General features: G+C 68.3%; 11 protein-coding genes and 1 pseudogene. All 12 read left to right on the top strand.

What is annotated here, in order from left to right; genetic code table 11:
- Positions 1-185: 185 nt before the first annotated feature.
- The 12 genes and pseudogenes from ACAG26_RS01845 (at position 186) to ACAG26_RS01790 (ending at position 12,379) form a co-directional block, all read left to right on the top strand.
- Positions 186-1,262, top strand: a complete 1,077-nt coding sequence (locus tag ACAG26_RS01845; RefSeq protein ID WP_370478611.1) for a hypothetical protein — start codon at positions 186-188, stop codon at positions 1,260-1,262.
- Positions 1,255-2,424, top strand: coding sequence for an N-acetyltransferase (locus tag ACAG26_RS01840; RefSeq protein WP_370478609.1), 1,170 nt, complete (start codon positions 1,255-1,257; stop codon positions 2,422-2,424). The genes ACAG26_RS01845 and ACAG26_RS01840 overlap by 8 nt, the downstream gene beginning before the upstream one ends.
- A complete protein-coding gene (locus ACAG26_RS01835; RefSeq protein WP_370478606.1) occupies positions 2,424-3,404 on the top strand; it encodes an NAD-dependent epimerase/dehydratase family protein in 981 nt (326 codons plus the stop codon). Before ACAG26_RS01840 ends, ACAG26_RS01835 begins: the two co-directional genes overlap by 1 nt.
- Entirely contained in the window at positions 3,401-4,468 is a 1,068-nt protein-coding gene (locus ACAG26_RS01830; RefSeq protein ID WP_370478604.1) for a fatty acid desaturase, read from the top strand. Before ACAG26_RS01835 ends, ACAG26_RS01830 begins: the two co-directional genes overlap by 4 nt.
- A pseudogene (locus ACAG26_RS01825) lies at positions 4,465-5,971 on the top strand (aspartate aminotransferase family protein). Before ACAG26_RS01830 ends, ACAG26_RS01825 begins: the two are co-directional and overlap by 4 nt.
- Positions 5,968-6,681 carry a hypothetical protein gene (locus tag ACAG26_RS01820; RefSeq protein ID WP_370478601.1) on the top strand — a complete coding sequence of 238 codons (714 nt, stop codon included), beginning with the start codon at positions 5,968-5,970 and terminating at the stop codon, positions 6,679-6,681. Before ACAG26_RS01825 ends, ACAG26_RS01820 begins: the two are co-directional and overlap by 4 nt.
- Positions 6,678-7,184, top strand: a complete 507-nt coding sequence (locus tag ACAG26_RS01815) for a hypothetical protein (RefSeq protein WP_370478598.1) — start codon at positions 6,678-6,680, stop codon at positions 7,182-7,184. Before ACAG26_RS01820 ends, ACAG26_RS01815 begins: the two co-directional genes overlap by 4 nt.
- A gap of 743 nt (positions 7,185-7,927) precedes the next feature.
- Positions 7,928-8,866, top strand: coding sequence for an ABC transporter ATP-binding protein (locus ACAG26_RS01810; RefSeq protein WP_370478596.1), 939 nt, complete (start codon positions 7,928-7,930; stop codon positions 8,864-8,866).
- Entirely contained in the window at positions 8,863-9,639 is a 777-nt protein-coding gene (locus ACAG26_RS01805) for an ABC transporter permease (protein WP_370478594.1), read from the top strand. The genes ACAG26_RS01810 and ACAG26_RS01805 overlap by 4 nt, the downstream gene beginning before the upstream one ends.
- Positions 9,640-9,924: an acyl carrier protein gene (locus ACAG26_RS01800; RefSeq protein WP_370478591.1), complete on the top strand. Its 285-nt coding sequence runs from the start codon at positions 9,640-9,642 to the stop codon at positions 9,922-9,924.
- Positions 9,921-11,543: a fatty acyl-AMP ligase gene (locus tag ACAG26_RS01795; RefSeq protein ID WP_370478589.1), complete on the top strand. Its 1,623-nt coding sequence runs from the start codon at positions 9,921-9,923 to the stop codon at positions 11,541-11,543. Before ACAG26_RS01800 ends, ACAG26_RS01795 begins: the two co-directional genes overlap by 4 nt.
- Entirely contained in the window at positions 11,540-12,379 is an 840-nt protein-coding gene (locus ACAG26_RS01790; protein WP_370478586.1) for an MlaE family ABC transporter permease, read from the top strand. Before ACAG26_RS01795 ends, ACAG26_RS01790 begins: the two co-directional genes overlap by 4 nt.

The raw sequence follows: 12,379 nt of genomic DNA, 5'->3' as shown, positions 1-12,379 counted from the left end.
TTGTGTGAGCACGAAAAGCCCCAGCCTGCCGATAACGTCGAGATATGCTGGGGGACAGCGTGTTCCACGGGTTATTTGAGGTGAAGGCGCGGACGTGTTGACACCGGCAGCGACCAACCCTACGCTACCGATAACGAAAATCATTTTCATTAAGTGGGCACCGACGCGACTGGAGGAAGGCCGCGATGGCTAGCTATGCCGCCGATTCCCCGATGCCGGCGACGGACGGACGGCACCGACCCGGCTGGTTCGTCAGTGAGCGTGTCGACATCGTGTTCGTCTTCGGACTCGGTGCGTTGTTGTCGGCGATCCTGTTCGCGTCCGGAAGCCACAAGGGGATTTTTCTCGTTGGTGCGGTGGGGTTTTCGCTGCTCTCCGATCTGCCGCACGTGTTGACGACCTCGGCGCGGATCTGGCTGGACCCGCGGGAGCGGTCGCGATACTGGGCGCACTACCTGATCAGTTTCGCGGTGGTCGGCACGGTGGTCGCCGTGCTGTGGGGTGGCGGCTGGTTGGTGCCGCTGCTCGCCATCTGGGCCTACTGGCAGGTGTTTCACGTGCTCAAGCAGCATTTCGGGATCATCAACATCTACGCCGCCAAGAACGGGTACCAGGGGCCCCGAACCAGAATCAAGTACGCGCTGTACGCGCTGTGCCTGGCACCGGTGCTGTATCGCGCCCGGCACGGGTTGCGCTTCTCCGACTACGAAGTGCTGGGCCATCGGCTGCCGTTCTCGAACCTGAGTGTCCCGGTGCCGCCGATCCCGGCCGCGGTCGTCGTTGGTGGATACGCCTGCGCCGTCGTGCTTGTCGGAATGGCGGTCGCCGAGCAGGTCGCGTTGCGGCGCGCCGGGCAGCGCGGCCTGCCGGCCATGTCGGTCGCCACCTTCGTGATCGCGGTGCTGTCCTACAACCTGTCCTACCTGTTGGTGTCCGATCTGTTCGCGCTCATCCTGATCGCCACCACCACGCACAGCTTGCAGTACCACCTGATCAATTGGACCAGGAACAACACCCGATTCGCGCGCACGGACAGTCCCAGCGAGAAAAGGCTGCTGTTGGCCCGGCTTTCGACCCGCAAGGCGCTGCCGCTGTACGTGGCCTTCTTCGCAGGGTTGGGAATCTTGGCCGGACAACTCGACACCATCATCTTCGCCGTCCCGTTGACCTTCGTGCTGCACCACTTCTACATGGACGGCGCACTGTGGAAGAGCAAGGGCAACCCCGAACTCGCCTACGACCTGGGAATCGTTCGTGCTTGATCAGCGCTCGGCGCGGCCACGCGCGGCCGACCATGGGTCCGTCACGGTCCGCGAGGTCCAGTCGCGTCGGGACCTCACCGCGTTCATCAAGCTGCCGTGGCGGATTTACCGCGGGGACGCGTTGTGGCGGCCGATGCTTCGTCGGGTGATGCGCGCCAAAATGGATCCGCGGCGCAACCCGCTGCACCACGAGGTTCAGATCGCCAACTTCATCGCCTACCGCCGGGGCCGCCCCGTCGGGCGGGTGTCGGCCAGCATTGACTCGCAATACCTCCATCGCTACGGCGACTGCGCGTTCTTCGGCTTCTTCGAAAGCCCACCCGACCTCGACGTCGCGGCCGCGTTACTCGAGGCCGCAGAGGCGTGGGCGCGGCAGCGCGGCATGGCCAAGATCATCGGGCCGTTCAGCTACACCTCCCGGGAGGAAGTGGGGCTACTGATCTCCGGATACGACGCTGCGCCGACCGTGATGCAGCCGTACAACCCGCAGTACTATCCGATGCTCATCGAGGCGGCCGGGTATTCGAAGAGATTCGATACCGCCTCCTACCGTTGGCATGCCGACGACGGCAGCGCGGTGCAGCGGCGACTGCTCAAACGGGCCGACGAGGTGATGAGCGCCCAAGGCGTGACGGTCCGGCCGGTGCGGATGTCGGCCTACGAGACCGAGCTGGAGACGCTGCGCGGGCTGTACAACGACTCCTTTGCCAAACATCCGGAAAATGTGCCGCTCAGTGGACCGGTGTTCGCCGGCATGGCCGACGAGATGCGACCGCTGATCGACCCCGACCTGATCAGGATCGTCGAAGCTGCCGGCACCCCGATCGGCTTCCTGTTCATGCTGCCGGACGTGAACGAAATCACCGGGCAATCCGGCCGGCTCACCGCTTCCGCGTTGTGGCGCATCGCTAGCCGTCGCGGCGGGCGCATCCGTGGGGTGCACACCGCCGTCGTGGTCCTCATCGGGGCCATCCAAACGCAGTTCGGTGCCGGGATCGGCCGGATCCTGGCGGGGGAGATCATCCGGACGATCACCGCCAGGGGCTATTCGTCGGTCGCCACCACCTGGGTCCACGAGGACAACATGTGGTCGAATTCGCTGACCGCGCAGATGAAAACGGCGCCGGAGAAGGTGCACCGGGTCTACCAGAAGGCACTGTGATGACCGACCGGATTTTGGTGACCGGGGCAACCGGGTACCTGGGCTCCACGCTGGTCGCCGCGCTGATCGGCGCGGGTGAACGCGTCAGGATCTTGACCAACCCGCAAGACCACACCGCGCTGCGCGCCGACTTGGGTGCGAAGGTGCAGGCCGTCGCCGGTGATGTCACCGACCCGGACCGCGTTGACGCGGCCATGCGCGGCGTGACGCGCGTCTACCATCTTGCCGGCATCGCGTCCCCGAATTCGCGGCTGGGCGACCTGCTTTGGCGCACCAACGTGCTCGGCTCCTACCACGTGGCGCGGGCGGCGGCGCGACACGGCGTGCAACGGGTGGTGCACGTGTCGTCGACCGCCGCGGTGGGATATCCCCCCGACGGGGTGGTGGCCGACGAGGATTTCGATCAGCGCGACTCGGTGCTCGACAACGTCTACGCGGCCACCAAACGGGCCAGCGAACGGGTGATGCTGGACTTCGCCGAACGCGGTCTGGACGTGGTCGTGGTCAATCCCGCCGCCGTGTTCGCCCCGGGTGCCGGCCCGGCCCGGTCGTGGCAGGGGCTGCTGGTCGCCGCCCGCAAGGGCGTGCTGCGCATCGTTCCGCCCGGCGGCACCGCGGTGTGTTCGGCGCGGGACTTCGTTGCCGGGGCCACGGCCGCGATGGGTCGGGGAGCGCCGGGCCGCCGCTACATCCTGAGCACCGTCAACCTCAGCTATCGCCGAATCGCCGAACTGCTCGTTGGGGCAGTCGGGCGGCAACACACCGTGCGGTGCGTGCCCATCGGGGTGTTTCGCGCGCTGGGCCGCGGCAACCGGATGGTGCGCGATTTGACCGACAGGGTGCGGCCCGACGACGCGTTGGTTCCGGAGAACGTCGAATTGATGGCCCGCACGGTGTACTACACCCCCGATCGAGCGGTGCGGGAACTGGGCATACCCCGGATTTCCACGCCAGAGCTGATAGCGGAGTTTGTCCGATGAGCAACGGTTCGAAGCACGCGCTCGGCATCTCGATGGCCGAGGCGCGGTCGCTGGTGGCCGACCTCGCCGACCGGCGGCAATGGGTCTACTGGGTGGATCTCACCGGCTGCGTCGCCCTCGGCTACGCCGCGTTCCTGCTGTGCCCGGTCGGCGATCCGCTGACGCCGCTGGCCGCCGGTTGTGTCCTGGTCGCCGCGTTCGCGCTGTACCGGGCGGTGCTATTCGTGCACGAGATCGTGCATGCCGGCGACGAGCTGCGCTGGTTCGCGGTGGTGTGGCACGTGGTGTGCGGAATTCCGTTGCTGGTGCCGCAATTCACCTACGAGTTCCACCACGAGCATCACGCCTCCCGGTCCTACGGCACCGCCGCGGACGGGGAATACGTCGCCTACACCAGCCAGCCGCGGTGGCGGGTGATCGCGCTGCCGTTCACCGCGCTGCTTGGGCCCGCGGTGTTCGTGATCCGCTTCCTGGTGCTGGCACCGCTGAGCTGGCTGATCCCGCCGCTGCGGTCGTACGTGTTGACCCGGGCGTCGGCGCTGATGATCGACGCGGACTTCCACCGCCCGCTGCCGGCCACCGGTGTTCCCGGCACCTGGCTGGTCCAGGAGGTGGCCTGTTTCGCCTACCTTGCCAGCATGCTCGCGCTGCTTACCGCGCACGTCTGCGCCCCCATCCGGCTGCTGGAGGCATACCTCGTGATCGCGGTGGTGTTGTTCGTCAACTGGATTCGGGTACTGGCGGCGCACCGCTATGAAAGCGGCAACCAGCGAATGACGTTCCCGGAGCAGGTTCTCGACTCCATCGATCATCCCTCGCTGCCGCTGCTCGGCGCGCTGTGGGCCCCGCTGGGGCTGCGCTACCACGCGGTACATCACTTCTTCCCGAAGCTGCCGTACCACCGGCTCGGCCAGGCCCGCCGGCGGCTGGTGTCGGCGATCCCGCGCGAAGGCGGGTACTGGACCACCGAGGACCGCTCCCTGGCCGCGTCGCTGCGCCGTCTGCTCGCCCATCCCCGCCCGGCCGCAACGCCGTCGCGCTCTGCCGCGAAGGAGGCCGCGTGACCGACAGCAGCCCGTTCGCGGGCGATTTCCTGACCGGGCAAGGCCTGGCCGCATACCGGGAGGCGATCACGCTGGCCGCCGCCCGGGTCGGAGCCGAGCTGGGCGAACCGACCGCGCCGGGACTGGTGGACGGCTACGCGGCCCTGAAAGCGACCGTCGACGGCCTTCCCCTGGACGGCGCGGCCGGTGTCGGCTTGCCCCAAGCGCTAGACGAGGCCGTCACCCTGCTGACCGGGAACTCCGCGGTCGTCACCCACCCGGGCTACCTGGCGCATCTGCACTGTCCGCCGACCGTGTCCTCGCTGGCCGCCGAGGTGTTGATCAGCGCCTTCAACCAATCGCTGGACTCGTTTGATCAGGCGCCGGCCGCCACCGCGATCGAGCAGCGGGTGGTGGAATACCTGTGCAGCACAATCGGATATGACTCCGGTGCGGACGGTACCTTCACCAGCGGCGGAACGCAGTCGAACCTGCAAGCGCTGCTGATCGCCCGCGACCTGTTCGCCCAACGGACCCTCGGCTGGGACGTCGGCACCCGGGGCCTACCGCCGCAGGCCCGCTCCTGGCGGGTGCTGTGCACCCGACAGACCCACTTCTCGGTGCATCAGGCGCTGCGCCTGCTCGGTCTGGGCGCCGACGCCGCGATCGAGGTGCCCACCGACACCAGCGGAAGGATGCGCATCGACGCGCTCACCGGGTGCCTGGCGGCGGCCGCTCGCGCGGCGACGCCGATCTTCGCGCTGGTCCTGACCGCCGGAACCACCGACTACGGCGCGATCGACCCGCTGCGCCAGGCGATCACCGTGGCCCGCGGCCACGGGGTGTGGACCCACGTCGACGCCTGCGCGGGCGGCTGCCTGATGTTCAGCGACCGGCACCGGCACCTGCTGGACGGGGTGGAGTTGGCCGACTCGGTTGCGGTCGACTTCCACAAACTGCTGTTCCAGGCGATCAGCTGCAGCGCGCTGCTGGTGCGGCGGCGTGAATCGTTTGATGCCACCGGCGGGCACGCCGACTACCTCAACCCCGCCGACGACGCCGACCAGGACGTACTGAACCTGGTGGGCAAGTCGGTGCAGACGACCCGCCGCTTCGACGCGCTCAAGGTCTTGGTCACCGTGCGGGCCCTCGGGCAGCAGCGGATCGGCGCGATGATCGACGCCACCTGTGCGGCGGCCAGCGGGGCCGCCGCGGCCGCGACCGCGCACCCCCACCTCGTGGTGACGGCACCGGTCGCCACCAACACCGTGGTGGTGCGCTGGCAACATTCGGCGTTGACCGACCATGAATGCGATGAGGTCAACAACGCGATTCGCGCCGGCCTGGCGCGCGCCGGCCGCGCCCTCGTCGGCCGGTCCCGGGCCGCCGGCGGCCAGGCCATCAAACTCACCTTCGTCAATCCACTGGTCACCGCCGAGACGGGTGCCGGGATCATCGCCGACATCGCCGCACAGGGGGAGCGGATGCTGCGGGCGCATCGGAACGGAGCACACCACCGCATGACGAACCAGGTGGCACGCGTCGAACGGATACCGGCCTCCGACGCCAGATTTCCGTGGGCGAAAAACGTCGAGTACACGATTTTCGGTCTGGAGAACAACTTCGCGGACGAATCCGATATCGCCGCGGGGGAAATGGTGCACTACCGCGCCTGGGAACGCTCCTCGGAGATGTTCGTGAGCTTCGCCGACGACTCCCCGGACGCACCGGTCGGCGTGTTACGCGCGCTGCGTTGGGATCCCGAGCTCGGGCTGAACAGCTTCAGCACCTTGCGGGACGCCCGCAATTACCCCGTCGATGAGCACAGCACCCGGAATTTCCTGTATCCGCAGTGGCGGTCGTTCTTCGACGGCGTCGCGGGTACCCGGATCGCCGAACTCGCCACCCAGGGGGTGCGCAAAAGGTATCGCCGGGCCGGGATGATCGAACAGATCTGGCAGTCCTTCTTCGGCAGCCTCGCCGCCGACGGTGTCGAGTTCGTGACGGTGGCGCTAGTGGTGCCGCTGTTCGACTGGTATCGCCAACTGCTGGGAGACCGGATTCACCAGATCGGTGACGTCCTGCCGAATTACATCGGTGCCGACAGCGTGCCGGCCGTCGTCGACATCAGCGGATCATTCGTCACCGACACCGTGCGCAGTCTCGACCGGGATCGGGGCTCGCTGCTGGCCGCGACCACCGGATCGGCAGCCAACGAAGGAAGAGCGAGATGAGATCAATTCACACCGCAGAGCATGTGTTCCGCAAGGTCAGCGAGATCGACTGCCCGATCGAGCGGGTCTGGGAGCGGGTCACCACCCAAGAGGGGATCAACGACGAGATGGGCCCCTACCTGAAAATGACCATGCCGCGGCAGTTCCGGGGGAAATCCATCGCCGATGTGACGCCCGGCACGCGGATCGGCAAGAGCTTTTTGCTGCTGCTCGGCATCGTGCCGTTCGGATTCGACGACATCACCATCGCCAAGATCGACCCCGGGCGCATGTTTCGGGAGGAGTCGGTGATGACCGGCATGCGGATCTGGGTGCACCACCGGACCCTGGAACCCCGCGGCGACAAGACCATCGTCACCGACGAGATCACGTTGGCGCCGCAGGCGCCGATGGGTCTGGTCCCCGGCTGGGGCAAGCTGTTAAGCGCGGTGCTGTCGGCCTTCTTCACCCACCGTCACCGCCGGCTGAGCCGCAGCCTGACCGTCCCCGGTGCGTCCCAGTGAGGTCAGCGCTGACCCCCGCGGCGATCCTGGTCGCGGTGACGGCCGCGGTCGGCGGCTGCGCGGCGGTGAACCCCGAAGCCGGTGAACCGGTGGGCCAGGCGTTCGCGCTGCTGAAGTACCCGGACGCCGCCGAGCCGGCCGTGGCCGAACCCCGGGCCGGCTCACCGTTCGGCGGCTACCCCGAAGAGATCTCGGGAACGGTGCGCTATCTCGACGATACGCACGCGTTGCCGCGGGCCGGTGTCGTCACCATCGGTCCCGGGCCGCGCGACGGCGAATTGCAGGTCCAGCAGTACTACGACGGGGACCGCTTCCCCTACGAAACCGGCCTGGTGTCTCGGCGCGGTACCACCAGCACGCTGAATGCGATCACGATCGTCAACCCGCTCGATTCGCGCGTCACGTTGCAATGCGCCGTCGATGGCGGCATCGCCCTTGAAGGCATCGATGAACCCCGCCAGCTCAGCGGATCCTGCGGCGGTGGCGCCACCGTCCGCGGTGCGGCGCACGGTGAGGGAACCCGGCACGCGACCTGGCGCGAGAAACCCGTGGAGCTGGTGCGCACCGTCGTCGACCTGACCGTGTCGGGGGTCAGCAGCGGCACGATCCACCAAGTCACCGAGATGCCCAAAGGCGGCAACTTTCCGCTCTACACCGCCCTCGACGTCGAGATGACCGCGCAGGGAATCACGTTGTCCGAAGACCTGCAACGCCATGTCCTTCCCAAGATCCAGGACCGATAGATGACAGATCAACAGGCTGCACCGGCGCTGACCGCGACCGACGTCGTCAAGGCGTACCCGGGCACCGAGTCACGCGCCGTCGACGGGCTGAACCTGACCGTGCCCCGCGGGGTGGTCTATTGCCTGCTGGGCCGCAACGGGGCCGGTAAGACCACCACCATCCGGATGGCGACCACACTGCTGAGGCCGACCAGCGGGCGGCTGGAAGTGCTCGGCATCCCCGTGCAGAAAACCAGGGAGCTGCGTCCGCGCATCGGGGTGGCGCTGCAGGAGGTGGCGCTGGACCTGTGGATGTCGCCGGTGGAACAGATCCGGATGAGCCTGGCCATGGCGCGCTGGCCGAAAGCCGACCGGCGCCGCCGCCAAGACGAACTCGTCGAGCAGTTCGGTCTCGGCAAGTACCTGAACCGGAAGGTGGGCGCGCTGTCGGGCGGCATGCGCCGCCGCGTCGACGTGGCGTTGGCGGTGGCCCACGACCCGCAGATGCTGTTTCTCGACGAACCCTCCAGCGGTCTGGATATCGAAGGCAAACAAGAGGTCTCCGACGTGATCCGGCTACTGCGCTCGGAGGGCCGCACGGTCGTGCTCACCACCCACGACATGGACGAAGCCGTCTCACTGGCCGACGAGGTCGGCATCATCAAGGACGGCAGGCTGGTCGCGTCGGGATCGACCGCAGAATTCACCCGCAGCCACGGCTTCGCGGCCACGATCACGGCGCCGCAGCCGATCCCCGACGACACCGTGCAGCAGTTGACCGGGGCGGGCTATCCGGTGCAGCGCACCAACACCACCACGTTGTCGGCGTCGCTGCGGGATGCCTCGGCGTCGGCGCTGGGCGCGTTGACCGCTGCGCTGGCCCGGCTGGACCTGTCCGACGCGGACCTCGAAATACGGTCGACGTCGCTGCGTGACGCATTCCTGGAGGCCACCCAATGACCGCCGCCGCGTGGGCCAATACCGCCCGGCTCTTCCGCCGCTACGTCGTGGTGGGGTTGCGCCAACCGGTCTTCGGGTTCATCTTTCCCATCGTCTTCCCGGTGGTGCTGGTGATCTTCGTGCGGTCGATGTTCCAGCGGGTCGCCGACCTGCCCGGGTTTCCGTTGGCCTCCTACACGGCCTACATCGCGCCCGGGCTCATCATGCTCATCCCGATGCTGGGATCCGGATACGGTGCGGGAACGCTCATCGACGAGATCCGCTCGGGTTTCACCGACCGGCTGCGGCTCTACGGGGTGTCCACCGGCCAGATCATGGCGGCCAAGATCGGCTTTGAGATGTTCCGCATCCTGCCGGCGGGTCTGATCGTGATCGGCTTGCTGGCACTGCTGGACGCCCCGCTGCGGGCCGGAGCGCTCACCGCCGCGCTGCTGATCGTGCTGATGTTCGCGTGGTCGGCGGCCTACAGTTCGCTGTTTTATCTGGTGGCGCTGCGCACCCTCAACCCGCAGGCCCCGGTGGCCATGCTGCCGCTGGCGCTGCCGGTGTTGTTCATCAGCCAGGCGCTGATGCCCTCGGTGTTCCTATCCGATTGGCTGCGGATCAGCATCAACGCCAACCCGTTCTCCCACATCGTGTCGGCGGCGCAGACCATCATGTACGGCGACTTCGACCTGATGGTCGTCGTCAAAGGCGCCCTGGTGGCCGTCGGCATGTTCGCGCTGCTGCAGATCCCCATCCAACTGGTCATCCGTCGAAAGATCGGAAAGTAAGTGTCAGAAGTTCGCGATTTCCTCATCGAATTCATCGCCGACGAGCTCGACATGCCGGCCGGCGACGTCAACGATTTCTCCGAACTGGTCGGGGATCTGGGCTTCGACTCCCTGTCGTTCGCGCTGGGTGTGGCCGAAATCAAACGCGAATTCGGTGTGGTGCTGAGCAAAGACGACGTCTTCGACTGCAAAACACTGGGCGCGCTCGTCGAGTTGGTGCAACGGCGCCGGCCCGCCGCGTCGGATGCGGTGAGCGGCGCTCCGACCGGGTCGGGGGCGCCGTGAACGCGGTCATCGCCCGACTGCGCGACAGCGTGGACATCACCGGCCGCGGCCTGACCGCCGCACCGGTCGGTGAAGACGGCCGATCGCGACTCGATGAACTGACCACAACTTCCTGGGCGCAGGTGCATCGGCTGGGCCGCAATGTCGCCGGCGCATTGCAGGCGGCTGGGGTGGCGCCCGGTGACGCGGTCGCGGTGCTGGCCGGCGCCCCCGGCGAGATCGCCCCCCTGGTGCAAGGGATCTGGATGTGCGGGGCCTCGGTCACCATGCTGCATCACCCGACGCACCGGTCGGATATGGCGGCCTGGCTGGCCGACACCGGCTCGGCGCTGGCGGCGGTGGGGGCGACGACCGTGGTGGTCGGTGACCCGTTTTTATCGGCGGCGCACGACGTTTCGGCGGTCACCGCCCGCAGCCTGCTGCTGCCCGAGCTGCTGGCCGGCAGCCCGGGGCGCATCGTGACCGCCGCCGACGACGCGATCGCCTTCCTGCAGTTGACGTCCGGGTCGACCGGCCGGCCCAAGGCGGTGTGCATCAGCTACCGCAACATCGACGCCAATATGGCGGCCATGATCGCCGCCTCGCGCGCCGACGCCGAATCCGATGTGGTGGTGAGCTGGCTGCCGCTGTTCCACGACATGGGCATGATGGGTTACCTGATCGCCCCGATGTGCTACGGCCTGGACACGGTCAGCGTGACCCCGGTGGATTTCCTTGCTAATCCGCTGCTGTGGGCCGAACTCATCACCACCCACCGCGGCACCATGACGGCGGCCCCCAACTTCGCGTACGCACTGCTGGCGCGCCGGCTGCGGAAAGCCTCGGACGGGACGTTCGACCTGTCGTCGCTGCGGTTCGCGCTCAGCGGCGCCGAGGCCATCGACGTCGCGACCCTGGACCGCGTCGCCGCCGAAGGCGCGCGGTTCGGGCTGCGCGCCGACGCGCTCATCCCCGCCTACGGCATGGCCGAAGCCACCCTGGCCGTGTCCTTCGTCCGGCCCGGGGAGGGCTACCGAATCTGCCCGCCGCACCCGGCCGCCGCCCAGGGGGAGCGACGGGTGGCGTTGGGCCGCCCGCTGCCCGGGTGCGAGGTGCGGGTGGCGGCCGACGACCGGTCGCCGATCGGCGAACTGGAGATCCGCGGCGACAACGTGACCGCCGGGTACCGCACCGAGGCCGGCTTTGAGCCGGCCACCGACGCCGCGGGGTGGCTGCCCACCGGCGATCTCGGGTATCTGACCGACGACGGCCAGCCGGTGATCTGCGGCCGCAAAAAGGACATCCTGATCATCTCCGGGCGCAACGTGCACCCGGAGGACATCGAGCGGTCGGTGCACGGGGTGGCCGGGGTGCGCCCCGGTGGTGTCGCCGCGGTGCGGCTATCCGCGGCGGCGGCCGGCGAAGGGTTCACCATGGTGGCCGAATCGACGTCGCACGCCGACACCGCCGAGAGCGGACGGATCCGCGCCGAGATCGCCGACCGCGTCTTCCGGCGGCTGGGGGTGAGCCCGCGCGGCGTGCACGTGGTCCCGGCCGGCTGGATACCCAAGACCTCCTCGGGCAAGCTGCGCCGGCAAGAGACCGCCGAGCGGCTGCGACACCGCGAACCAGCCCGATGACCACGCACCCCGCGCAGCTCCGGATCACCGGCCTGCGGCTCGCGCAGCGCGGCACCGGATACCTGCGCCGCCATCCGGTGGCCTCGCTGGCCACCGTCGGTGAGCAATTCGTGCTCGGCGTGCGCACCCTGCGCCACCTGGTGACGGGCCGTTTCCCGTGGGCGGAGTTCGGTCGGCAGGCCGCCTTCATGGCCGGTGCGGCGGTGACGCCGACGGTGCTGGTTGCGTTGCCGATCGGGGTCACCCTGTCCATCCAGTTCGCGTTGCTGGCCGGGCAGGTCGGCGCGACGTCGCTGGCCGGGGCGGCCAGCGGCCTGGCCGTGGTGCGCCAGGCCGCCTCGTTGGTGTCGGCGGTGCTGCTGGCCTCGGCGGTCGGCTCGGCGATGACCGCCGACCTGGGTTGCCGGACCATGCGGGAAGAGACCGCCGCCATGGAGGTGATGGGCGTGTCGGTGATCCGCCGCCTGGTGGTGCCCCGGTTCGCGGCGGCGATCCTAGTCGGCGTCGCCCTGACCGGGGTGGTGTGCTTCGTTGGCTTCCTGGCCAGCTACCTGTTCAACGTCTACGTCCAGGGCGGTGCGCCCGGCAGTTTCGTCGCCACCTTTTCGTCGTTCGCCACCCCGGGCGATCTGCTCCTCGCCCTGGCCAAGGGCGCGGCCTACGGGGCGATCGTGGCGGTGGTGTCCTGCCAGAAGGGGCTCGCCGCGCAAGCCGGCCCGACCGGCGTCGCCAACTCGGTCAACGCCGCGGTCGTGGAGTCGGTCCTGGTGCTGATGATCGTCAACGTCGTCGTCAGCCAGGTTTACGCGATGCTGTTCCCCAGGACCGGCCTGTGA

The organism is Mycobacterium sp. pUA109 (assembly GCF_041287095.1).
Classification (GTDB): domain Bacteria; phylum Actinomycetota; class Actinomycetes; order Mycobacteriales; family Mycobacteriaceae; genus Mycobacterium.
This window is presented reverse-complemented; position numbering and strand designations above follow the sequence as displayed.